Raw genomic sequence first — 22,224 nt, forward strand, 5'->3', positions numbered from 1 at the left:
TGGCCCAGCGCGGGGCGCGACGGAAGACGCCACACCCCGGGCGTCCGGAGGGGCGTCGCGGCCGGGGCCATTCAGGTGCGTGGGCCCACGGGACCGCGGATACGTGGGTCTACGGGACCACGGTGACCGGCCACCGGCCGGCCTTCACCAGCCGGACGGCGACCGAACCGACGATGCGGTGGCCCGCCTGCTCGGAGGCGCCGACGACGACGGCGTCGGCCTTCAGGTCGTCCGCGGCGGTGACCAGGCCGGTGTAGGGGTCGCCGCGGAACGTGTGGAACTCCCACCGGACGTCGAATATGTCCTTCACGCGCTCCGTCGCGTCCCGGATCTCCGCGATCAGCCCCTCGGCGATCTCGTCGGTCGTCTCGGCGACCGGCACACCGAACGCGGCGCCCGCGGCGAGCACCGGCTGGATGTACACGACGGCGAGCAGCGCGTGCTGCCGTCGGGCCAGGCCGCCGGCGTACGCCGCCGCGCGGAGCGATGAATCGGAACCATCGACTCCGACGACGATCACCTTGGGCCCGTCGGTGCCGCGTTCGAACTGGTGGGACTGGTCTGCGCTCACGCCGAGAGGTTAGCGGAGGCACTCCTACCGCCTGCGTTCCGGGCGGCCCTGCCCCGTCCCGCCCCGCTCGGCGCGCGCCGTGCCGCACCTCTTCCTAGAGTCGTGACCATGACTGTCAGCACGGAGGAGCCCGAGCCCCGCGGGCGGATACGCTCCCGAGACGGTTTCCTCGGCCGCGTCCCGGAGGGGTTCGCCACCTTCTTCGGGGCCCTCGGCGTCTTCTGCGCGGTCCTCGCGGTCATCGCCCCGCTGCGCCGCCTCCTCATGCCCGTCATCCGCTTCCTGGACCTCGTGACGGTCCCGGTCAGCGCGAACCTCGCGTACGCCGTCTTCCTCTTCCTGCTCGCCGCCGCCACCGCCGCCCGCAAGAAGATCACCTGGTGGCTCGTCGTCACCTATCTGGGCCTGCTCCTCGCCTTCGACGTGCTCGGCGCGGCCCTCGGCTACTGGGCCGAGTCCCTGCCCTCCTTCGTCGTCTGCGGCGCCGCCTTCGTCCTGCTGATCCTGGCCCGCGAGGAGTTCTCCGCGGACTCCCGGCGCGGCGCCGTCCGGCGGGCCCTCGCGGTGCTCGTCGCGGGCCTCGGCCTCGCGATCCTGGTCGGCTGGGGCCTGGTGGAGCTGTTCCCCGGCACGCTGGTGCGGGGCGAGCGCCTGCTGTGGGCGGCGAACCGGGTCTGCGGCGGGCTGATCCACGGCCACGACTACTTCGACGGCACCCCGTCGCGCGCCCTGTACTTCTGGCTCGGCCTCTTCGGCGCCCTCGCCCTGCTGAGCGCCGCCGTCACGCTCTTCCGCTCCCAGCGCATGGAAGCGGCCCTGCACGGCGACGAGGAACCCCGCATCCGCGCCCTCCTCGGCGCCTACGGCGACCAGGACTCCCTCGGCTACTTCGCCACCCGCCGCGACAAGGCCGTCGTCTTCTCGCCCAGCGGCAAGGCCGCCGTCACCTACCGCGTCGAGGCCGGCGTCTGCCTCGCCAGCGGCGACCCCGTAGGCGACCGCGAGGCCTGGCCGCACGCCATCGGCGCCTGGCTGGACGTCGCCCGCCGGTACGCCTGGGCCCCCGCGGTCATGGGCGCATCCGAGGACGGCGCGACCGCGTACGCCCGCGCCGGGCTCGGCGCGCTGCAACTCGGCGACGAGGCGATCCTGCACGTCGCCGACTTCGACCTGGACGGCCGCGACATGCGCGTCACCCGCCAGGCCGTGAACCGCGTCCGCCGCACCGGCGCCACCGCCCGCATCCGCCGCCACTCCACGCTCACCGACGAGGAGATGGAGGAGATCGTCGACAAGGCCGACGCCTGGCGGGACACCGAGACCGAGCGCGGCTTCTCCATGGCCCTCGACCGGCTCGGCGACCCCGAGGACGGCGACTGTCTCCTCGTCGAGGCCCTGGACGCCGACGGCAGGCTCCTCGCGCTGCTCTCCCTCGTCCCGTGGGGCAGGGACGGCATCTCCCTGGACCTGATGCGCCGCGACCGCGCCGCACCCAACGGCGTCATGGAGTTCATGGTCGCCGAACTGTGCGCGGCCGCGCCGAGGACCGGCGTGCGGCGCATCTCCCTGAACTTCGCCGTCTTCCGCTCGGTCTTCGAGGAGGGCGGCCGCATCGGTGCGGGCCCGGTGCTGCGGCTGTGGCGCAGGCTGCTCCTGTTCCTCTCCAAGTGGTGGCAGCTCGAAGCGCTCTACCGCTCGAACGCCAAATACCACCCCGAGTGGTACCCGCGCTTCATCTGCTACGGCGACAGCGGCGCCCTCGCCCGCATCAGCCTGGCCTCCGGCATCGCCGAGGGCTTCGTCTCCGTGCCGTCCCTGCGCAAACTCTGGGGCAACGGCCACAAGCCCCGGGGCGTCAACCGGCCCGCCACCACCGAGGGCCTCCCGTCGATCGCCGCCCTCGGCCTCGCGGACCGGGACGCCGCCGACGCCGCCGACCCCACGTCGAAGCTCCCGGAACAGATCCACATCCGCCACCGCAAACTCGACCGGCTGCGCTCCGAGGGCATCGACCCCTACCCGGCGGGCCCGGCCCCACGCACCCACGAACTTGCCGACGTCGACCAGGGCATGACGGGTACTCAGGTAACCGTCGCCGGACGCGTCATGCTCGTACGCGACTTCGGCGGCGTCGTCTTCGCCGTGCTGCGCGACTGGTCCGGCGACCGCCAGCTCGCCCTCACCCGCGACACCGCGGGCCCCGAGACCCTGAACCGCTTCACCACCGGCACCGACATCGGCGACCACATCACCGCCACCGGCACCGTCGGCACCAGCGACCGCGGCGAGCTCACCGTCTTCGTCACCGACTGGCGGCTCACCGGCAAGTGCCTGCGCCCGCTGCCCGACAAACGCCGCGGCCTGACGGACCCCGAGGCCAAGGTGCGCCGCCGCTACCTCGACCTGGTCGCGAGCCCCGCCGCACGCGACGTGGTCCGGGCCCGCTCCGCCGCCGTCCAGGCCCTGCGCCAGGGCCTCCTCGACCGCGGCTACCTGGAGGTCGAGACACCGATGCTCCAGCAGATCCACGGCGGCGCCAACGCCCGCCCCTTCACCACCCACATCAACGCCTACGACCTCGACCTGTACCTGCGCATCGCCCCCGAGCTGTACCTGAAGCGGCTCTGCGTCGGCGGCATGGAGAGGGTCTTCGAGATGGGCCGCACCTTCCGCAACGAAGGCGTCTCCTACAAACACAACCCCGAGTTCACGATGCTGGAGGCCTACCAGGCCCTCGCCGACTACGACGTGATGCTCGACCTCACCCGCGAACTGATCCAGGGCGCCGCGACCGCCGCCTTCGGCAGACCCGTGGCGTACAAGGACGGCACCGAGTACGACATCTCCGGGCCCTGGCCGGTCAAGACCGTCTACGGCGCGCTCTCCGAGGCGCTCGGCGAGGAGATCGACGCCGACACCCCGGAACAGGCCCTGCGCCGGCTCTGCGACCGGGCCGCCGTCCCGCACACGGCGGACGACGGCCGCGGCGACATCGTCCTCGAAATGTACGAGCGGCTCGTCGAGGAGCGGACGACGCTGCCCACCTTCTACAAGGACTTCCCGACCGACGTCTCCCCGCTCACCCGCCCCCACCGCACCGACCCGCGCCTCGCCGAACGCTGGGACCTCGTCGCCTTCGGCACCGAACTGGGCACCGCCTACTCGGAGTTGACCGACCCGGTGGAACAGCGCCGCCGCCTCACCGCGCAGTCACTGCTGGCCGCCGGGGGAGACCCCGAGGCCATGGAGCTCGACGAGGACTTCCTCGACGCGCTGGAGTACGCGATGCCGCCCACCGGCGGCCTCGGCATCGGCGTCGACCGGCTCGTCATGTTCCTCACCGGCCTGACCATCCGGGAGACCCTGCCCTTCCCCCTCGTCCGCCGCGCCTGACCGGTCCGCCGCGTCTGATCGGGTGCTTTCGGGGCCCGCCGCGGTGTTGATGTTCCGCCGGGGCCTTCGGCCATGCGACGGATTACTCATGAAAGACGATCAGCTGACGCCAGGGCGTCGGGTGCTGCTCCGCGCCGCCGCGATGCTCGTGCCGGCCGCGATCGCGGGGTGCGCGGGCACGGACCGCCCGGCCGCCCCGGGGCCGTCCGCCACCGGCGGCGCGCCCGCCGGGGGCCCGCAGGCCGCACGCGCCCGCAAGCCCTCCGCGTACCGCCTGCGGCCCATCGCGGGGTCCGGCCCGCAACGCTTCACGCGGGCCCTGCCGCACGTGCGCAAGGCGCCGATCCTGCGCATGCCGGACCACGACCGATCGATGGTGCTGACGTTCGACGACGGACCCGATCCGCGCTACACCCCCGCCATCCTGCGGACGCTGCGCCGGTACGACGTCCGCGCGATGTTCTTCGTGTGCGGCGAGATGGCCGTCGAGAATCCGGACCTGCTGCGCGAGATGGCCGACGACGGGCATCTGATCGGCAACCACACCTGGAGCCACCCGCTGCTGACCCGCCTCGGCCGGGCCACGATGCGTGAGGAGATCGAGCGCACCTGCTACGTCATCGAGGAAGTGACCGGCCGGCCACCGGCCTGGTTCCGGGCCCCGTACGGCGCGTGGAACCGCAACGCCTTCCAGCTGGGCGCCCAACTCGGCATGGAGCCGCTCGCCTGGACCGTCGACACCCTCGACTGGACCGAACCCGGCGCGAGGACCATCGCGCGACGCGTCCGCAAGGGCGCGGGACCGGGCGTCGTGGTGCTCTCGCACGACGCGGGGGGCGACCGCTCGGGCAGTGTCGAGGCGCTGCGCGACTACCTCCCGCAGCTCCTGGATTCCGGGTACCGCATCACGGTGCCGAGTTCCTATCTGATCTGAGCGGGTCAGCTGCCGGCGACGAGCCGGGCGAACACCACGACGTTCCCGTCGTATCCCGCATGCTTCGAGAAACCGCCGCCGCAGGTGATGACTCGCAATTCGGGAGTTCCGTCGTTCCCGTACACCCGCTCGCCCGGGAAATTGTCCTTGTCGAACACCTCGACGCCGTAGATCTCGAAAGTAGCCGTCTGTTCGTCCCTGCGCTCCACCTCGATCCGCTGCCCCTTCTTCAGCGAACCGAGACCGTAGAAAACGGCCGGGCCCTGCTGATTGTCCACATGGCCGACCACCACGGCGGTGCCCTTCTCGCCCGGTGACACGGCGCCGGTGAACCAGCCGGCGAGGTTCGGGTCCCCCGGCGGCGGCGCGTCCACCCAGCCCTCGGCATCCAGCCCCACCTGCATGATCGGCGCGTCCACCTGGATGCCCTTGATGCGGATGCGCTCGGCCGGCGAGAACGTCAGCGGCGCCGTGGCGCCGTCCCCCGTCCCGGGCGCGCGGTCCGCGGCAGCGGCGGACGCGGGCTGCGGCGGGCCCACGTCGAATTCCCCGGAACCATTGCGAATGAGCGCGAGGCCGGTCAGCAAAACGAGCGCCATCACACCCCAGGGGGCGCGCTTCCTCTGCTTTTCGTCCTCCCGGAGACCCTGGAAATCCTGGAATTCGAACTCGTCGGCGGGCTGGGGCGAAGGCATTCTCTATCCCCTCTCAACGCGGCACGAGTGCCGCGTCCGGTGCGCGTACCAAAACGCTAAGCGCGGGGCGCGTGGCGTGCGAAAGGGCGGGAGCGAACGGGTGGCGCCGGGGCCGGGGTGCGCCATCCGGGTCGCGCCGGGCAGGAAATTTCTGACGGTCCGTGACCTGCGGTGATGTCGGGTTGCGCGGACGTGCCCCGGCGTGTCGTCTCACCAGGACGGCCGAGCGCCGAAATGCGGGCCCGTCCACGGCATCTGAGGGTCAGTCTGGGAGGCGCTCTCGCCGATCGACCGGGGACGGTATCCCCGGGGCGCCTTCCGCGGAGGAAAGCCATGCGTACTTCTCGTATGCGGACCACTCGCGCCGTCGCGGCCGCCGCCGCGGCCGTCGCGGCCGTCGGGCTCGCCGCCCCGACCGCGTCCGCGTGGGCCGACCCGACCAACATCGTGGCCATGCCCAGCGTGATCCCGAGAGGCGGCCACCTGACGGTGACCGTCGACGGATCCTCCTGCCAGTCGCCCGGCAGCAAGATCACGTCGCACGCCTTCCCGGACACGAAGCTGCACTCCATCGCCGGCGGCACCACGGCGAGCGCCACCGCGGTCGTCCGCTCGCACACCCACCCCGGCGCGTACGACATCACCGCCCACTGCGGCGGCAAGACCCTGACCCGCCCGGCGGCGTTCACCGTCATCCACGGCGGGGTGCGCGGCGGCTTCGGCGGCAGCACGAACTCCGGAGCGACCAGCACCGACATGGCCATCGGCGGTGCCCTGGTCACGGCCGCGCTGGTCGGCGGCGGCGTCTTCTGGATGCGCCGCCGCTCCGAGAACAAGGTCTGAGGACCCGCCGGGCCGGCGCGCCCCCCTTCCGCTCCACGCCCGGCTTCCGCCACGACCGCCCTTCGCCCCCGGGACCCGGAGACGCCCGGGGGCGAAGTGCCGCGCGCCGGTCAGGAGTTGCCCCCGCGGGTGCGGCGGCGCGTCTTGTAGTACGCGGCGCCCAGCGTGCCCACGATCAGGGCCCCGCCGAGGGCGATCTCGTGCAGGTCGAGTCCGCCCAGGCTGCCGCCGACGCCGGCCTTGACGCCCTTGTCCGGGTTGTGGTGCGTGTTGCCGTCAGGGCGGGTGTTGCCGTCGGGGCGGCCCGTGGCGATGGTGAGGTCGGTCTTGTCGCTGCCGGGGTTGCTGCCGTTGCAGGTGAACGTCACCTCGTACATCGCGCCGGGCTTCGCGTCCCAGAACACGTGAGCGGTGGCGGACTTCTGCCCCTTGGGGATGGTGGTGTCGTCGAAGACGCCGGACGTCACCTTGGTCTCGCCGTCGCAGCCGTCGACGTTGAGGGTGACCTGCCCGCCGGCGGCGACCGTCTTGGGGGAGATGCTGAAACCGAACGCGGTCACGTTCTCCTCGCCCAGGGGCGCGGACGCGGACGCGGTCGGGACGGTGAGGGCCAGGGCGGAAGCGGTGAGCAGGGCGGCCGAAGCGACGCGTATCGCGCGCATGATGAATCCTCCGGGTCCACGAGGAGCAGCTGCGGATCTTCTTCCGCTGATGCCTGAAATGCACCTCGATGCCCGAAACGCTAAATACGGACCAGGCCCCGCGCGATCCGTGTCGTGCGAACGGGGCAATCCGCTGGGCCGGTCGGGCGAACGGAACGGCGTGGCGGCTTCACGTCGCCGTCCACCCGTGCGGTGCGCCCCGCCACTCGACGAGGTGCGGGTCGTCGAGCGCCATGTCGGCCTCGCCGAACCCGGCGCGCCGCAGCAGCTCCCTCAGCTCACGGTCACCGCGTGCGACGCCGAGGTCCTGTCCGCGCACGGTGATCCGCCGCGCGCCGTCGGCGGCGGGCGGGTGGACGACGATCGGTGACTGCCAGGCCATGACACCAGAGTGCGCCGTACGGCGGCGCGGCGCAGCGCGGTTCACGGCCAACGCGCGCACCGACGGGGATCGGCCGCGCCCCAACAGGCTGTAGCGGCACGGCTGTTGACGAACTTCCATGATCCTTGTCGTACTGTGGTGCCGACCGCACGGAGAATCGCACGGGGGAATCATCGTGGAACAGTCGTCCCGGGCTGCTGACGCGGCCTCCCCGAAGATCGTGGTCGTCGTCCCCACGTACGACGAACGGGAGAACCTCCCCCTCCTCGTCGGCCTGCTCCAAGAGCTGGACCTGCCGAACCTGCACGTCCTCGTGGTCGACGACAACTCGCCCGACGGCACCGGCGACATCGCGGACGACCTCGCGGCCCGGTCCGCGGGCACGGTCACCGTCCTGCACCGCACCGAGAAGGACGGCCTCGGCCGTGCCTACGTCGCCGGAATGACGCGCGCCCTCGCCGACGGCGCCGACGTGGTCGTCCAGATGGACGCCGACCTCTCGCACCCGGCACGGACACTCCCGCTGATGGTGCGCACGCTGCTCGCGGGAGGCGACGACCTGGCAGTCGTGCTGGGCTCGCGCTACGTGGCCGGCGGCGCGCTCGCCACCGAGTGGGCCTGGCACCGCAAGGCGCTGTCCGCCTGGGCGAACTTCTACGTCAACGCGGTCCTGCGGCTCGGCGTGAAGGACGCCACGGCCGGGTTCAAGGCGTGGCGGGCCGGCGCGCTGCGAGCCGTCGACCTGCCGTCGGTGCGGAGCAACGGCTACTCCTTCCAGGTCGAGATGAACTACCGCGCGATCCGCCGGGGGCTGCGCATCGTGGAGGTGCCGATCACCTTCGAGGAGCGCGTCAACGGCGAGTCGAAGCTCAGCCTGCGGGTGCAGGCCGAGTCTGCGATCACACCGTGGAAGCTGCGGTTCGGCCGCCGGTCAGCCCCCTAGACCTGGGAACAGCGCCCGGAACGGTTCCGCCGTCGCGGCGACGCCACGGCTGTAGGGTGCGTCGAAGTCCCAGATGAGGAAGAGCAGGAAGGCGAACAGGGCGGAGAAGAGCCCGGCGAGGACCAGTTCGCGTGGTGTGCGGCGGATCTGCAGGGCGAAGAGCATGCCGATGGTGACCAGGCCTCCGGTGATCAGGCCGAACCAGACCACCGCGGGCATGGTCGCCCCGACGCTGTCCGCACGGGCGCTGCGCGCGTCGTCGGCGGCCGCCACCGAGTCGACCAGTGGCTGATACGCCTGCGCCTCGAAGTCCGACTTCGGCTCGTAGTCCGTCACGTCGTGCCGGATGCGGGCGAGGAGGTCGGCGCCGCGGTCGGTGAGTTCGTTCTTGGACCGCATGGTGTCCCACTCGGTGGTGACCACATGGCTGACATAGGTGTGGACATCGGCGCGGATCCGGTCCCGTACGTCCTCCGGATAGATCCGCGCCCGCTCCGAGACCTCGTGCAGCGCCTGGGCTTCCAGGCGTACGTGTTCCTGGGCGGCGCCGCGTGCCTCCCAGACACCGGCGATGGCCAGGCCCAGGACGATGGCGTAGACGACGCCGATCATCATCGTCATGTACTCGATGACGTCCGGGGTCTCGGACGCGTCATAGTCCGCGCCGGTCCTGCGGTGGCGCAGCAGGGTCACGATGAGCACAACACCGCAAGCGGCCACCATCGCGAGGGTGAGAACAAGCCATTCCGACATGGAGACCTCCGGCGGTCAGCGCGGGCGGAGCGCGGCGACGGCGAGCACCGCGGGCGCCGTGATGAGCAGGGTGAGCGAGACGAGGGACGGGCCGTTGCGGGGCGGCCGGGTGCGGGCCGGGGCGTGGTACTCCGGATATGTCACCCGCGGGGGCGGCTTCGGCGGACGGGTGGAGGGCTTGGGCTCGGGCTTCGGCTCGGGCTTCGTGGCGGGTGCCGGAGCGGCGGAAGGGGGCGGCGGGGGCGGCGGCGGTGTGGGCCGCACGGACGGCTCGGGAGGTGCGGGAGCCGGTGGCGGGGGCGGCGGCTCCGGGGCGGGTGGCTGCGGTGGTGGTGGGGGCGGCGGAGGAGGAGGGGGAGGCGGCGGTGGGGGCGGGGGCTTCGGGGGTTGCACGGGCCCGGCCCAGCAGTCGGCGCCGTCGCCCGCGACGGCCGCATGGCCGCCGCTCGCGGCGCCGTTCTGATCGATCGACGCGTACCCGCAGGCGTCGGCGGAGGCGGAGCCGACGGCCGACGACGCGCCGAGCAGCAACGCCAGCGCGACGAGCGCCAGCACACGTGTGACTAGGGGCGACAAGGCTCGCGGAGTTCCGTGCACGACGGGGAGCATGAGCCGCGTACGCCCTCGGCACGCCCCCGACGCCCACGAATGACCCGAAGGAAGGACGCGCCTCCGACAAGCGTTTGAGGGCGGACACCGGCGCCCCGGCCGCCCGTCCGAACGCAAAGAATCTTGCGGTGCGGTTGAACACGACGGCTGTCCCGGCCCGTACCTAGGGCCATGTGTGACGCAACCGGGCGCCACAACACCTGTGTTGAGACTGGGAGTCAAGGATGCTGCATCCAAGTGGGGGTTCCCCCCGGGCCTGGCGGAGCGCCTCGCTCGTAGCGACAGCCGCGGCCCTGCTGGCGCTGACGACGGCGTGCGGTCAGGAGAAGGGCGACCAGTCTCCGAACGGGCAGAACGTGGGCAACGAGGCGCCGGCGAAGAGCGACGGATACGGAGACGACTCCGGCTACGGAGAGGACTCCGGCGCCGCCGGCAAGGACGGCGGCGCCAAGGCCAAATCCGCGGGTCAACTCGCGGTGTGGGACAGCAAGAAGCTCGGCAAGGTCGTCACCGACAGCGCGGGCTTCACCCTCTACCGCTTCGACAAGGACACCGCCCAGCCGCCCAAGTCCAACTGCGACGCGGCCTGCCTGAAGGCCTGGCCCGTCGTCGCCGCCGACGGCTCCAAGGCCCCGCCGGGCGTCGACGAGTCCCTGCTCGGCGAGGTCACCGCCGCCGACGGCAGCAAGCAACTGACCATCGACGGCTGGCCGATGTACCGGTTCGCCAAGGACGCCGAGCCCGGCGACGCCAAGGGGCAGGGCGTCGGCGGCACTTGGTACGCGGCCGCCCCCGACGGCAAGAAGGCCGCACCGGCGGCCGCCGGCACCAGCCCCGTCGACCCCGCGGGACTGTCCACCCGCAAGGACCCGAAGCTCGGCGAGATCGTCGTCGACAAGAACGGCATGACCGTGTACCGCTTCACGAAGGACTCCGCCTGGCCGATGAAGTCGGCCTGTACCGGCGCCTGCCTCGACAAGTGGCCCGTCGTGGAGCCCGTGGACAAGAACGCCACTCGAGGAATCCTCAAGAAGGGCTTCACCGTCTTCGACCGGCCCGACGGCAAGAAGCAGCAGACGATCGACTGCTGGCCGCTGTACACGTTCGCCGGGGACAAGAAGCCCGGCGACACCAACGGCCAGGGCGTGGGCGGCACTTGGTACGCCGCGAGCCCCACGGGAAAGCCGGTGACCGCTTCCGAGTAACCGGCACGGCATATGGACAGACCGGCCCGTCCCCTCCCATATCACAGGGAGGGGGCGGGCCGGTCGCATGTGTGGGATACGGCACTTGCCAAAGGCAGTGACCGAGAACGGACGACCAATTTCCGTTTTGGCTCGCTCCCTTGGCGGACGATCAGTAGCCTCACCCTCGAACACCGGACCGCCTGTGCCGCCCCCTACGCCTTGGAGTCTTGATGGAGCGTCCCGCCTGGGCACCGCTGGGCATCGACATCTCGATGCCCAGCGTGTCCCGTATCTACGACTACTACCTGGGCGGCTCGCACAACTTCGAGGTGGACCGGGACGCGGCCCGCAAAGCCATGGAATTCATGCCGGGGCTCCCGAAGATCATGCAGGCGAACCGCGCCTTCATGCGGCGCGCGGTGCGGCACGCCGTCGACCGGGGCGTGACGCAGTTCCTCGACATCGGCTCCGGCATCCCGACGTTCGGCAACGTCCACGAGGTGGCGCAGCAGGCCAGCCCCGAGGCGCGCGTCGTGTACGTGGACCACGACCCGGTCGCCGTCGCGCACAGCCGGAGCGTGCTCGAAGGCACCGAGCGGACCGCGGCCCTCGCCGCGGACCTGCGCAAGCCCCAGGACATTCTGGGCAGTTCGGAGGTCGCCTCGGTCCTCGACCTGGACCGCCCGGTGGCTCTTCTCCTCGTCGCCGTCCTGCACTTCGTGGAGGACGCGTACGATCCTTACGCGGCGGTCGCCGAGCTGCGGGACGCAACTGCGCCCGGCAGCCTCGTCATCCTCAGTCACGCCTCGTACGAAGGGATCCCCGTTCCCCCCGAACAAGCCGGCCGGACGGTCGGTGTATACAAGAACATCCGCAATCCACTGATCATGCGCTCGCGCGACGAGATCGCGCGGTTCTTCGAGGGATACGACATGGTGGAACCCGGCCTGGTGCCGATGCCGCACTGGCGGCCCGACACCGCGCCCGAGGAGGAGGACCCGTACTCCTTCTCGGGATTCGCGGGCGTGGGACGGAAGCGTTGAGCGGCGAGCAGGACGGGCCCGAGGGAAGACTCCGCAGGTTCGCCACCATCTGGAGCCGCGCGATCTTCCCCGTGACAGCCACCTCGCTGACCCGTCCCGAGTTCGAGCAGCAACTGGTCCCCCTCGCCCGGCGGTTGAACGGCGCGCTCCAGGAGCGGGTCTTCGACGCGGCGGAGAGCCAGGCCATCGGCGCCGCCCTCGTCGGCACGCACTGCACCGACCCCGAAGCCCTCAGCCGCACGCTCGACTGCGTCGAGGCCTATCTGGTCCTGTACTGCGGCGGCGAAGGCCCCCAGGAAGCGCTGCGGGCCCGCTCCGCGCGCATCCAGCACGCCATGGCGGCCGGCTTCGCCCAGGCGCTGCGGGAGCGCACCCTGGCCGAACAGGAGGCGATCTCCCGCGCCGCCCTGAGCGCGCGCAGCGCCGTCGCCGAAGCCCTGCACGCCAGCGAGGCACGCTTCCGCGCCGTCTTCCACGGCGCCGCGATCGGCATCGGCATCGCGGACCTCGACGGCACGGTCCTCGAGGTCAACGACGCGCTGATCCGCATGTTCGGCGGCCTGGAACACCAGCTCCGCGGACGCAACGTGGGGGAGTGGACCCACCCCGACGACTCGCCGCACGTCTGGAAGCTGTACGAGGAGCTCGTGCGCGGCGAGCGCGAGCACTACCGCGTGGAGAAGGCCTTCTACCGCCCCGACGGCACGGTCCTGTGGACCAACCTGACCGTGTCGCTGCTGCGCGACGCGGACGGCGTCCCGCAGTACCAGCTGGCGCTGATGGAGGACACCACCGAGCGCCGCCTGCTCAACCTCCGCCTGCGGTACGAGGCGACGCACGACGCGCTCACCGGCCTGCCCAACCGCACCCTGTTCTTCGAGCGCCTGGAGAAGGCCCTCGCGGCCGGCGCGGACGCCCGCTTCGGGCTCTGCTACCTCGACCTCGACGGCTTCAAGACCGTCAACGACAGCCTCGGACACGCGGCCGGCGACCGGCTCCTCGTCGAGGTCGCCGACCGGCTCCAGTCCTGCGCGACCGCCCCCGGCGAGATGGTGGCCCGGCTCGGCGGCGACGAGTTCGTGGCGCTCACCACGGGACCCGACACCGAGACCGAGGTGGACGAGCTCGCCGGACGCATCATGAACGCGCTCGCCACCCCCATCCGCGTCGACGGCCGCGAACTGACCGTGCGCGGCAGCATCGGCATCGTGGAGGGCCCGGCGGGCGAGCGCGGCGCCGCGGAGGTGCTGCGCAGCGCCGACATCACGATGTACCGCGCCAAGTCCGCGGGCGGCAACCGCTACGAGCTCGCCGACCCCGAGGCCGACGCCCGCGCCATCACCCGGCACGGCCTGACCACCGCGCTGCCCGCCGCCCTGGAGCGCGGCGAGTTCTTCATCGAGTACCAGCCGCTCGTGCACCTCGCCGACGGGAGCGTGCGCGGCGCCGAGGCGCTGGTGCGCTGGCTGCACCCGCAGCACGGCGTCATCGGCCCGGACCGCTTCATCCCGCTCGCCGAGCACACCGGCCTGATCGTGCCGCTCGGCCGCTGGGTCCTCGCGGAGTCCGTACGCCAGGCACGCCTGTGGGAGGCGCGCGCCACCCTCGACGGGGCGGCCGCCGCCGGACCGCTGCGGGTCAACGTGAACCTCTCGCCCATGCAGCTCACCCACCCCGGCCTGGTCGCCGACACGGTCGACATCCTGGAGCGCGAGGGCCTGGAGCCGGGCGCGCTCTGCCTCGAGGTCACCGAGTCCGCGCTGATAGGAGCCGACGACGACCTCCTCAAGCCGCTGCGCAGGCTCGCCGAGATGGGCGTGGACATCGCGCTCGACGACTTCGGCACGGGCTACTCCAACCTCGCCAACCTGCGCCGTCTGCCGGTGAGCGTCCTCAAGCTCGACCGCTCCTTCACCCAGGGCATGCAGCACTTCCCCGCCGACCCCGTCGACCTGAAGATCGTCGAGGGGATCGTCGCGCTCGCCCACAGCCTCGACCTCGCGGTCACCGTCGAGGGCGTCGAGACGGGCGCACAGGCGGACCAGCTGCGGGAGCTCGGCTGCGACACGGCCCAGGGCTGGTACTACGCCCGCCCAGGACCGCCGGACCGGCTCCACGAGCTGGCGCTCGCGGACGCGACGGGCTGAACCATGATCCGCTGGGTGTACGCCTTCGCCGACCGGCCGCGCGAGCGGTTCCCGCAGGCCTGCGCCTTCTGGGCGACGGCCACCGGCTCACGGCTGTCCGAACTCCGGGGAGACGGCGGCGAGTTCGTGACGCTGCTGCCTCCCGGTCCCGCCGACGCATGCCTGAAGGCGCAGGCCGTGGACGGGCCGGGCGGCGCTCACCTCGACTTCGCGGTGGACGACCTGGCCGCCACGGCACGCGCCGCCCGCGGGCTCGGCGCCACCCCGGTCTTCGCCGAGCCCGGCCTGGAGGTCCTGCGCTCACCGGGCGGACAGCTCTTCTGCGTCGTGCCCTGGGCCGGGGAGACCTCGCGCCCGGCACCGGTGACCGCACCCGACGGCGCCACCAGCCGCCTGGACCAGGTCTGCCTGGACATCTCCCCGCCGGTGTACGACGAGGAAGCCGCCTTCTGGGCCGCGTTCACCGGCTGGCAGTCCGTGCGGAGCCCGCTCCCCGAGTTCCGCCGCGTACAGCCGCCCCCGGGGCTACCGGTCCGCATCCTCCTGCAACGCCTGGACACGTCAGGGCCGGGCGGCGCGCACCTCGACCTCGCCTGCTCCGACGTCGACGCGGTCCGCGCCCACCACGAGAGCCTCGGCGCGACGTGCGTGTCCCGGCGCACCCACTGGGCGGTGATGCGGGACCCGGCGGGCGGCACGTACTGCCTGACCGACCGCGACCCGGCGACCGGGGCGGCGCGAGGCATCACGCCGGCGGCCGGGTGAGCTTGGCGGCCACGGCGTCGAGGACCCACTCCAGGCCGGTCGCGAAGGACGTCTCGGCGTCCACGTCCGTGCCGTCGTACACGACCTTGGTGAGCGCAGGGAAGCGGCCCGTGGCCAGCACCTTCGTCAGGTACGGTCCGTGGGCGCGCTGCCAGTCGTGCTTGGACAGTCCCGTGGCGCGCTCGGCCCGTAGATTGGTGATCTCGCGCCTGATCGCGCCCGTGAAGTAGGCGCTGACCGTCTCCGCGGCGCGCATGACGGTGTCGATGTCGGCGAGGCCGTCGAGGGCGGACAGGGTGGACTCGGCCACGGCGAGGCCGTTCGGGCCCAGGGCCGGGCGGCCGCCGAGCAGATCGGCCAGCCATTCGTGACGGAGGGCGGCCTGCCTGGTGCGGTGGGCCAGGACGCGCAGCGCCTCCCGCCAGTCGCCGGGCTGCTCCTCGGGGAGGATTTCGGCCTGGACCTCGTCCACCATGAGGTCGAACAGCTCCTCCTTGGTGGAGATGTATCCGTACAGCCGCATCGGCCCGGCCTCGAGTCGGGCGGCGACCTTGCGCAACGACACCGCCGCGAGGCCGCCCTCGTCGGCCAGCGCGATGGCGGCGGCGACGATCCGCTCCCGGTCGAGCGGCACGGGGCGGGTCGGCGGCTCCGGCCGGTCCCACACAGTCATGGTCACACCGTTCTGTTGCGATGCCTCACACAGGATCAATACAGTGTATCGGCATGAGACATCGTATCGCCGTGGTCGGAAGCGGCCCTGCCGGCCTCACCTTCGCCCGTGTCCTGCACCGCCACGGCTACCCCGTCGCCGTCCTCGAACGCGATGCGGCCCCCGACGCCCGTCCCCCGGGCGGCACGCTGGACCTGCACGAAGGGCTGGGCCAACTCGCCCTGGACAAGGCGGGGCTGCTGGCGGAGTTCCAGGCGCTGTCCCGGCCCGAGGGACAGGCCATGCGCATCCTGGACACGGCCGGAACCGTCCTGCGCGACTGGCGGCCCCGTCCGGATGACCGGGCCAACCCCGAGATCGACCGCGGGCAACTCCGTGATCTGCTGCTCGGCCCGCTCGACGTCCAGTGGGGACGGGGCGTGACGAGGGTGGTGCCGGGGGCCCGGGACGGCGTGCGGGTCGATTTCGCGGACGGGCGACAGGAGACGTTCGGCCTCGTGGTCGGCGCGGACGGCGCCTGGTCCCGAGTGCGCCCCGCGGTCTCGTCGGCCACGCCGCACTACACCGGCGTCACCCTGGTCGAGACCTCCCTCGACGACGTCGACACCCGCCACCCCGACCTCGCCCGGCTGATCGGCGACGGTTCCGTCGCCGCGTACGGCGTGAACCGAGCCCTCGTCGCCCAGCGCAACAGCGGCGGCCACGTCAAGGTGTACGCCCAGTTCCGCGCGCCGCTGGACCGGCACGCGAACCTGGATCCGGCCGACGCCGAGGCCGTGCGCTCGAGCCTGCTGGCCCTGTTCGACGGCTGGGCCGCTCCCGTCCTCGACCTCCTCCGCCACGGCACCGCTTTCGTCCACCGCCCCCTCTACGTCCTGCCCGTCTCCCACACCTGGACCCACGTCCCCGGGGTGACGCTCCTGGGTGACGCCGCCCACCTGATGCCCCCACTGGGGGCGGGCGCGAACCTCGCGATGCTGGAAGGCGCCGAACTCGCCGAGTCCATCGCCACCGGCCCCGGAGATCTGGACCACGCCGTCCGCGCCTTCGAGGAGCGGATGTGGGCACGGGCCGGCAGGTGGGCGAAGATCACGACGGCCGGTCTGGAACGCCTCGTGAGCCCGGACCCCGCCGAAGCCCTCGCCCTCTTCGACCAGGTCCAGCCGTCCTGACCACCGTTCAGCAGCTTCAGGCTGGGCCTTGCGATGTCTCGGCGGCGGTGATGCGGACCTCGGTCGCGCCGAGGACGCGTCCGTTGGCCTGGACCTCGATGCGGTGCGGGCCGGGGTGGATCGTGCGGACCGAGAGGCTCTCGAACCGGTGCCGGCGCGAGAAGCCGACCGCCCGGCCCGCGGGGAGGTCCCGGGTGGTCAGTTTGAACACCTTGCCCGCTTTGGGGCCGCGCACCCCTTGGTAGTGGACTATGTAGTCGACCGCCGCTCTCGTCGCGTCGGTGGCGTGCAGCGTAAAGGTGACGGTGGTCGCTTCCCCGATGGAGATGGTGGAGGGCGAGCAGGCGAGGTCCGTGATCCCGATCGGGGCACGGTGATCGAACCCGAGAACGGCGAGAGCCTCCGGGTGTCCTCGCTTGACGAGTGTCCGCAGACCGTGGCGTACGACGAAATCGCCCTGCGTGCTGCCGTGAAGCCAACGCCGTGCGGCGTCGAGGGCGAGGCCGGGGTGGTCCTTGCTGATGTCGTTGAGGTGGTTCGCCACGGAACGGCGCACGTAGAGGGACTCGTCGTTGACGAGAGGCTCCAGGAGCGCCAGCGCGGGAGCGGGGTCGGCGACGAACCGCGACAGCCGTGACGCCCAGGGCAGCCGCGGGCGCGTGCCCTCCGAGACGAGCCGCCGAACGTGTTCGTCCGGGTCGGTGGTCCACGCCCTGAGCCGGTCCATCGTGACCTCGTAGTGGGCTTCGACGAACGGGCGGACGGCGAACTCGGCGGTGTGGCGGGAAGTGAGCACGGCCAGCAGCGGCAGCGCGACATCGGGCCGGTCCAGCAGCGCCGAGGCGACGTAGGCGTTGACGGGCATGGAAGTCCACCCCGTGAGGCCTCCGCTGTCGAGGGCGCCACGGATCACCCGGGCGGCTTCCTCGGGGGACGCCGGCATCGTCGCCGTGAGAGCACGAGCGATCCAGTCGATACGGGCCTTCAGCTCCAGCTCGCCGATACCGGTGCCCGCGAGCTGCTCGAACGCCGTCCGGTCGAACGAGCCCGAGGCACCCGCGAGGTCACCTGCGAGACGCCCGATGAGCTCCGGCGACAGTTCGTCTTTGAAATCGGCCACCTCAGCGCCCGCTCACGGTCTGTTCGTTCGGGAGCGGTGTGAATCTCGACCTGGGCATCATGATTTCGAGTCTGCCACGGGCCACTGACACACAGCCGATACCTCGAAGGTCGGGAGACCTCCGCCGGACGGGCATGTTCACTACAATTCCGATGGGCAGACACCTGGAGGCTCTGTGGCGACTGGCAAACCGCGTCTTCGCGGCATGTGGGCTGTGACGCAGGTGGTGGGGAGGCGGACCGCGTTACGGTACTTGGCCGTCGGTGTGGGGGCGTCGCTTCTTGGCGCGTGCGGCAAGGACGAGGACGGTGACGAGAGCCCCGGTTCCGCGACCGGGACGGGCACCGGCCCCGTCGGGCGGGCAGTCGGCGCCTTCCTCAAGGGATCATGGGAGGTCGTCTCTCCCGACATCTGGGACAGCACGCCTGTCCGCGTCGAAGTCGGGGACGGCACCTGGAGCATCACTCCGTCCGACCGCGAGTGGGAGAACGGCGCCTCGTGGGCCGGTCAATGGGCTCTGCGCGGGGGCAGGATCGCCATTGAAGGGCCGGCCTCACCGTACAGGCCGAACAAAATGCTTCAGGTGGCCGCCGACGACGTTCCTGGGAAGGTCGGAGAGGCTGGATCGATGCGGTTGCCGTGGACGCCTCGCGGCGATACTGCCGACGACGTACTACAGGTCAAGTACGCCAAGAACACGTTGCGCATCGTCCACATCACCGACTCCGGGCTCCGCAGGAAGCTCACCGGGACACGGTTGTAGCCGCACACAGCCGTCAGCGTTCCAGCAGCATCCGCTGGAGTTCGCGCGCCGCGCGCGGCGGTGCCACGTCGCTGCGGTGGGCGAGGGCGATCGTGCGGTGCAGGCTCGGTTTGGCCAGGGGGGTCATCCGCAGGTCGGGGCCGGACCGTTCCGCGACCATGCGCGGGACGACCGCCACCCCGAGCCCGGCCCGGACGAAGCCGAGCACCGCGTCCATCTCCCCGCCCTCCACCGCGAACTCGGGCTCGAACCCCTCGGCGCGGCAGGCGGAGACGGTGAGTTCCCGAAGGTCGTAGCCGTGCCGGAACATCACGAGGCGCTCGCCCTGCAGATCCGCGATCCGGACCGACCTGCCCAGGCCCCGGCGGCCCGGCGAGGACACCACCACCAGGTCCTCGCGGAGCAGCTCCACCGTCGTCAGGGCGGGTGAGGGCGAGGGCAGCGGCAGCACCACCAGCGCCAAGTCCAGGGCGCCACGCGCCAGTTCGCGTACGAGATCGTGGGAGCCGCTCTCCTCGATGAGGAGCTGGATGCCGGGGTGGCGGTCGTGAAAGGCGCGGAGCACGTCCGGCAGCAGGCCCGTGCACACGCTCGGTGTCGCGCCAAGGCGGACCCGGCCGCGGCGCAGCTGCGCCAGCTCCTGCACCTCGATCCGCGCGGTGTCCGCGTCGGCGAGGATCCGGCGGGCCAGCGGCAGCAGCGCCTCACCCGCGTCGGTCAGCGTGATGTTGCCGCGCGCCCGGCTGAAGAGCTCCGCGCCGAGCTCCTTCTCCAGCGCCCGGATCTGCTGGGAGAGCGACGGCTGGGAGACGTGCACCTCCTCCGCGGCCCGCGTGAAGTGCCGGGTCTCGGCGACCGCGACGAAGTAGTGCAGCTGCTGGAATTGCATAGGGACAGGATACGTCGGATGATAGGCCTAGGCTATGGAAATGAGCCGAACCATCTCTTGGACTGATCGGGACCTTCGGCCGTAGCGTCTCTGATATGGCTCTGGCAACGCGGACGGACAAACGGCCGTCCATGACCCGCACGCTGTGGGACTCCACCGTCGGCAAGAAGACGGTGATGGCGGTGAGCGGCTTGATCATGCTGCTCTATCTGTTCCTGCACATGTTCGCGAACCTGAAGATCTTCTTCGGCCCGGCCGAGATCAACGCGTACGCGCACTGGCTCCGCACCCTCGGCGAGCCCTTCATGCACTACGAGTGGACGCTCTGGCTGGTCCGCGTGGTGCTCGTCGTCGCGGTCGTCGCGCACGCCACCTCCGCCTACCAGCTGAGCCGCCGCGACATCAAGGCACGCCCCACCAAGTACGTGCACAAGAAGCCCGAGGCCAGCTTCGCCACCCGCACCATGCGCTGGGGCGGCGTCATCCTCGGCCTGTTCATCGTCTGGCACGTCCTCGACCTGACGACCGGCACCGTGCACCCCGGCGGCTACGAGCACCTGCGCCCGTACCAGAACGTCATCGACACCTTCTCGACCTGGTACGGCAACGTCATCTACATCGTCGCCGTGGTCGCCGTCGGCTTCCACGTACGGCACGGACTGTGGAGCGCCGCACAGACCCTGGGCGTGGGCACCGCGGCCCGCGACCGCGTCCTCAAGCCCCTCGCCAACGGCCTCGCCCTGGTGCTGACCCTTGGCTTCATCTCCGTACCCGTGGCCGTCATGACCGGACTGGTGAGCTGAATGAACTCCTTTGCTGAGTACGCGATCGGTGCGCCCGTCGTGGACGACAAGGCCCCTTCCGGGCCGATCGCCGAGCGCTGGGACACCCGCCGCTTCGAGGCGAAGCTGGTCAACCCGGCCAATCGCCGCAAGCAGACCGTGATCGTCGTCGGCACCGGCCTGGCCGGCGGCTCCGCCGGAGCCACCCTCGCCGAACAGGGCTACCGCGTCGTCCAGTTCTGCTATCAGGACTCGCCGCGTCGTGCGCACTCGATCGCGGCGCAGGGCGGTATCAACGCGGCGAAGAACTACCGCAACGACGGTGACTCCGTGCACCGGCTGTTCTACGACACCGTCAAGGGCGGTGACTTCCGCGCGCGTGAGTCCAACGTGCACCGTCTCGCGCAGATCTCGGTGGAGATCATCGACCAGTGCGTGGCGCAGGGTGTGCCCTTCGCCCGTGAGTACGGCGGTCTGCTGGACACCCGCTCCTTCGGTGGTGTGCAGGTGTCCCGCACCTTCTATGCGCGCGGCCAGACGGGGCAGCAGCTGCTGCTTGGCGCCTATCAGGCGCTGTCCCGGCAGATCGCCGCGGGGAACGTGGAGATGCATCCCCGTACGGAGATGCTCGATGTGATCGTGGTGGACGGGCGGGCGCGCGGCATCGTCGCCCGTGACCTGATCACCGGGAAGATCGACACGTATTTCGCCGACGCGGTGGTGCTGGCCTCGGGTGGTTACGGCAACGTCTTCTACCTGTCGACCAACGCGATGAACTCCAACGCCACCGCGGTGTGGCGGGCGCACCGGCGTGGTGCCTACTTCGCCAACCCCTGCTTCACCCAGATCCACCCCACCTGCATCCCGCGCACCGGCGACCACCAGTCCAAGCTCACCCTGATGAGCGAATCACTGCGCAACGACGGCCGCATCTGGGTGCCCAAGGCGCGCAGTGACCAGCGCCCGCCGAACGAGATTCCCGAGGACGAGCGCGACTACTACCTGGAGCGCATCTACCCCTCCTTCGGCAACCTCGTGCCCCGCGACATCGCCTCCCGCGCCGCGAAGAACGTGTGCGACGAGGGAAGGGGAGTGGGACCCGGCGGACAGGGCGTGTATCTCGACTTCGCCGACGCCATCCGGCGGATGGGCCGGCGAGCGGTCGAGGAGAAGTACGGCAATCTCTTCGACATGTATGAGCGGATCACCGCGGAGAACCCGTACGAGGTGCCGATGCGGATCTATCCCGCCGTGCACTACACGATGGGCGGGCTGTGGGTCGATTACGACCTGCAGACCACCGTCCCGGGTCTGTTCGCGATCGGTGAGGCGAACTTCTCCGACCACGGCGCGAACCGGCTCGGTGCGAGCGCGTTGATGCAGGGTCTGGCCGACGGCTACTTCGTGCTGCCCTCCACCATCAACGACTACCTCGCCCGCAACCCGCACAAGGACGAGGTGGGCGACGACCACCCCGTGGTCCAGGAGGTCGTGGCCGAGACCGAGGACCGGTTGAACCTCCTCCTCGCCGTCGACGGCGACCGCACGCCCGACTCCTTCCACCGGGAACTCGGTGAAGTCATGTGGGAGTTCTGCGGCATGGCGCGTACCGAGTCCGGTCTGCGCAAGGCGCTGGAGCGGATTCCGCAGATCCGGGAGGAGTTCTGGCGCCGGATCAAGGTGCCGGGCACCGGGGAGGAGTTCAACCAGTCCCTGGAGAAGGCCAACCGCATCGTGGACTACCTCGAGCTCGCCGAGCTGATGTGCCTGGACGCCCTGCACCGCGCGGAGTCCTGCGGCGGGCACTTCCGCGAGGAGTCCCAGACCCCCGACGGCGAGGCCGAACGCCACGACGAGGAGTTCTCCTACGCCGCCGCCTGGGAATTCACCCACACCGG

Annotated in this window: 21 protein-coding genes; 12 read left to right on the plus strand and 9 right to left on the minus strand. The window is 71.2% G+C overall.

The annotated features are described in order from the left end of the window. Positions 1–109 precede the first annotated feature (109 nt). On the minus strand, positions 110–571 hold the full coding sequence (locus ACI2L3_RS31185) for a universal stress protein (protein WP_404755733.1): 462 nt from the start codon (positions 569–571) through the stop codon (positions 110–112). Between the two features lie 108 nt (positions 572–679). Between ACI2L3_RS31185 and lysX the strand changes: the two genes are divergently transcribed. Then, on the plus strand, positions 680–3,964 hold the full coding sequence (gene lysX, locus ACI2L3_RS31190; protein WP_404755734.1) for a bifunctional lysylphosphatidylglycerol synthetase/lysine--tRNA ligase LysX: 3,285 nt from the start codon (positions 680–682) through the stop codon (positions 3,962–3,964). An 88-nt stretch (positions 3,965–4,052) separates the two neighbouring features. Next, the gene (locus ACI2L3_RS31195; protein WP_404755735.1) at positions 4,053–4,898 is read left to right on the plus strand and encodes a polysaccharide deacetylase family protein; all 846 of its coding nucleotides are present in this window, start codon (positions 4,053–4,055) and stop codon (positions 4,896–4,898) included. A gap of 5 nt (positions 4,899–4,903) precedes the next feature. Here ACI2L3_RS31195 and ACI2L3_RS31200 read toward each other — a convergent pair whose 3' ends face one another. Further along, the gene (locus tag ACI2L3_RS31200) at positions 4,904–5,497 is read right to left on the minus strand and encodes a class F sortase (RefSeq protein WP_404755762.1); all 594 of its coding nucleotides are present in this window, start codon (positions 5,495–5,497) and stop codon (positions 4,904–4,906) included. 444 nt (positions 5,498–5,941) lie between these two features. On the opposite strand from ACI2L3_RS31200, the gene ACI2L3_RS31205 reads away from it, so the two are divergent. Beyond that, positions 5,942–6,436 carry a hypothetical protein gene (locus tag ACI2L3_RS31205; protein ID WP_404755763.1) on the plus strand — a complete coding sequence of 165 codons (495 nt, stop codon included), beginning with the start codon at positions 5,942–5,944 and terminating at the stop codon, positions 6,434–6,436. Positions 6,437–6,546: 110 nt separating this feature from the next. On the opposite strand, the gene ACI2L3_RS31210 is transcribed toward ACI2L3_RS31205, so the two are convergent. Together ACI2L3_RS31210 and ACI2L3_RS31215 are read right to left on the minus strand one after the other, a co-directional pair. Next, positions 6,547–7,098 carry a hypothetical protein gene (locus ACI2L3_RS31210; protein ID WP_404755736.1) on the minus strand — a complete coding sequence of 184 codons (552 nt, stop codon included), beginning with the start codon at positions 7,096–7,098 and terminating at the stop codon, positions 6,547–6,549. Between the two features lie 169 nt (positions 7,099–7,267). Continuing rightward, positions 7,268–7,480, minus strand: coding sequence for a hypothetical protein (locus ACI2L3_RS31215; protein WP_404755737.1), 213 nt, complete (start codon positions 7,478–7,480; stop codon positions 7,268–7,270). Between the two features lie 175 nt (positions 7,481–7,655). Here ACI2L3_RS31215 and ACI2L3_RS31220 point away from each other — a divergent pair, with 175 nt between their 5' ends. Further along, positions 7,656–8,423: a polyprenol monophosphomannose synthase gene (locus ACI2L3_RS31220; RefSeq protein ID WP_404755738.1), complete on the plus strand. Its 768-nt coding sequence runs from the start codon at positions 7,656–7,658 to the stop codon at positions 8,421–8,423. On the opposite strand, the gene ACI2L3_RS31225 is transcribed toward ACI2L3_RS31220, so the two are convergent. Together ACI2L3_RS31225 and ACI2L3_RS31230 are read right to left on the minus strand one after the other, a co-directional pair. After that, complete coding sequence (locus ACI2L3_RS31225) at positions 8,412–9,176, minus strand: hypothetical protein (RefSeq protein ID WP_404755739.1); 765 nt, start codon at positions 9,174–9,176, stop codon at positions 8,412–8,414. The two genes, ACI2L3_RS31220 and ACI2L3_RS31225, sit on opposite strands and share 12 nt — an antisense overlap. Positions 9,177–9,191: 15 nt before the next feature. Further along, complete coding sequence (locus ACI2L3_RS31230) at positions 9,192–9,731, minus strand: hypothetical protein (RefSeq protein WP_404755740.1); 540 nt, start codon at positions 9,729–9,731, stop codon at positions 9,192–9,194. Between the two features lie 278 nt (positions 9,732–10,009). Here ACI2L3_RS31230 and ACI2L3_RS31235 point away from each other — a divergent pair, with 278 nt between their 5' ends. The 4 genes from ACI2L3_RS31235 (at position 10,010) to ACI2L3_RS31250 (ending at position 14,927) form a co-directional block, all read left to right on the plus strand. Further along, positions 10,010–10,990 (plus strand): SCO0930 family lipoprotein, encoded by a 981-nt coding sequence (locus ACI2L3_RS31235; protein WP_404755741.1) that lies wholly within the window; start codon positions 10,010–10,012, stop codon positions 10,988–10,990. Between the two features lie 212 nt (positions 10,991–11,202). Further along, entirely contained in the window at positions 11,203–12,015 is an 813-nt protein-coding gene (locus ACI2L3_RS31240) for an SAM-dependent methyltransferase (RefSeq protein WP_404755742.1), read from the plus strand. Continuing rightward, the gene (locus ACI2L3_RS31245) at positions 12,012–14,162 is read left to right on the plus strand and encodes a putative bifunctional diguanylate cyclase/phosphodiesterase (RefSeq protein WP_404755743.1); all 2,151 of its coding nucleotides are present in this window, start codon (positions 12,012–12,014) and stop codon (positions 14,160–14,162) included. The genes ACI2L3_RS31240 and ACI2L3_RS31245 overlap by 4 nt, the downstream gene beginning before the upstream one ends. Before the next feature lie 3 nt (positions 14,163–14,165). Beyond that, positions 14,166–14,927, plus strand: a complete 762-nt coding sequence (locus ACI2L3_RS31250; protein WP_404755744.1) for a VOC family protein — start codon at positions 14,166–14,168, stop codon at positions 14,925–14,927. Here ACI2L3_RS31250 and ACI2L3_RS31255 read toward each other — a convergent pair. Continuing rightward, positions 14,908–15,600 (minus strand): TetR/AcrR family transcriptional regulator, encoded by a 693-nt coding sequence (locus ACI2L3_RS31255; RefSeq protein WP_404755745.1) that lies wholly within the window; start codon positions 15,598–15,600, stop codon positions 14,908–14,910. The genes ACI2L3_RS31250 and ACI2L3_RS31255 overlap by 20 nt on opposite strands. Positions 15,601–15,653: 53 nt before the next feature. Between ACI2L3_RS31255 and ACI2L3_RS31260 the strand changes: the two genes are divergently transcribed. Further along, entirely contained in the window at positions 15,654–16,772 is a 1,119-nt protein-coding gene (locus ACI2L3_RS31260; protein WP_404755746.1) for an FAD-dependent oxidoreductase, read from the plus strand. A gap of 16 nt (positions 16,773–16,788) precedes the next feature. Here ACI2L3_RS31260 and ACI2L3_RS31265 read toward each other — a convergent pair whose 3' ends face one another. Continuing rightward, entirely contained in the window at positions 16,789–17,892 is a 1,104-nt protein-coding gene (locus ACI2L3_RS31265) for a DNA alkylation repair protein (protein WP_404755747.1), read from the minus strand. 214 nt (positions 17,893–18,106) lie between these two features. Here ACI2L3_RS31265 and ACI2L3_RS31270 point away from each other — a divergent pair, with 214 nt between their 5' ends. Beyond that, on the plus strand, positions 18,107–18,655 hold the full coding sequence (locus tag ACI2L3_RS31270; protein WP_404755748.1) for a hypothetical protein: 549 nt from the start codon (positions 18,107–18,109) through the stop codon (positions 18,653–18,655). Between the two features lie 13 nt (positions 18,656–18,668). Here ACI2L3_RS31270 and ACI2L3_RS31275 read toward each other — a convergent pair whose 3' ends face one another. Then, positions 18,669–19,544, minus strand: a complete 876-nt coding sequence (locus tag ACI2L3_RS31275) for a LysR family transcriptional regulator (RefSeq protein WP_404755749.1) — start codon at positions 19,542–19,544, stop codon at positions 18,669–18,671. Between the two features lie 95 nt (positions 19,545–19,639). Here ACI2L3_RS31275 and ACI2L3_RS31280 point away from each other — a divergent pair, with 95 nt between their 5' ends. Further along, positions 19,640–20,347 carry a succinate dehydrogenase gene (locus ACI2L3_RS31280; protein ID WP_404755750.1) on the plus strand — a complete coding sequence of 236 codons (708 nt, stop codon included), beginning with the start codon at positions 19,640–19,642 and terminating at the stop codon, positions 20,345–20,347. Continuing rightward, positions 20,348–22,224, plus strand: a 1,877-nt coding sequence (locus ACI2L3_RS31285) for a fumarate reductase/succinate dehydrogenase flavoprotein subunit (RefSeq protein ID WP_404755751.1), incomplete at its 3' end; no start/stop codon positions are given. It lies immediately after the preceding gene.

This window comes from Streptomyces sp. NPDC029674, from assembly GCF_044903205.1.
Lineage (GTDB): Bacteria > Actinomycetota > Actinomycetes > Streptomycetales > Streptomycetaceae > Streptomyces.

Bases quoted from the DNA above. Each gene is read 5' to 3' on its own strand.
- ACI2L3_RS31200 (WP_404755762.1), bottom strand. From the start codon at position 5,497: ATGGCGCTCGTTTTGCTGACCGGCCTCGCGCTCATTCGCAATGGTTCC.
- ACI2L3_RS31260 (WP_404755746.1), top strand. From the start codon at position 15,654: ATGAGACATCGTATCGCCGTGGTCGGAAGCGGCCCTGCCGGCCTCACC.
- ACI2L3_RS31280 (WP_404755750.1), top strand. From the start codon at position 19,640: ATGGCTCTGGCAACGCGGACGGACAAACGGCCGTCCATGACCCGCACG.
- ACI2L3_RS31195 (WP_404755735.1), top strand. From the start codon at position 4,053: ATGAAAGACGATCAGCTGACGCCAGGGCGTCGGGTGCTGCTCCGCGCC.
- lysX (WP_404755734.1), top strand. From the start codon at position 680: ATGACTGTCAGCACGGAGGAGCCCGAGCCCCGCGGGCGGATACGCTCC.
- ACI2L3_RS31210 (WP_404755736.1), bottom strand. From the start codon at position 7,098: ATGCGCGCGATACGCGTCGCTTCGGCCGCCCTGCTCACCGCTTCCGCC.
- ACI2L3_RS31275 (WP_404755749.1), bottom strand. From the start codon at position 19,544: ATGCAATTCCAGCAGCTGCACTACTTCGTCGCGGTCGCCGAGACCCGG.
- ACI2L3_RS31205 (WP_404755763.1), top strand. From the start codon at position 5,942: ATGCGGACCACTCGCGCCGTCGCGGCCGCCGCCGCGGCCGTCGCGGCC.
- ACI2L3_RS31255 (WP_404755745.1), bottom strand. From the start codon at position 15,600: ATGACTGTGTGGGACCGGCCGGAGCCGCCGACCCGCCCCGTGCCGCTC.
- ACI2L3_RS31235 (WP_404755741.1), top strand. From the start codon at position 10,010: ATGCTGCATCCAAGTGGGGGTTCCCCCCGGGCCTGGCGGAGCGCCTCG.
- ACI2L3_RS31240 (WP_404755742.1), top strand. From the start codon at position 11,203: ATGGAGCGTCCCGCCTGGGCACCGCTGGGCATCGACATCTCGATGCCC.
- ACI2L3_RS31250 (WP_404755744.1), top strand. From the start codon at position 14,166: ATGATCCGCTGGGTGTACGCCTTCGCCGACCGGCCGCGCGAGCGGTTC.
- ACI2L3_RS31215 (WP_404755737.1), bottom strand. From the start codon at position 7,480: ATGGCCTGGCAGTCACCGATCGTCGTCCACCCGCCCGCCGCCGACGGC.
- ACI2L3_RS31225 (WP_404755739.1), bottom strand. From the start codon at position 9,176: ATGTCGGAATGGCTTGTTCTCACCCTCGCGATGGTGGCCGCTTGCGGT.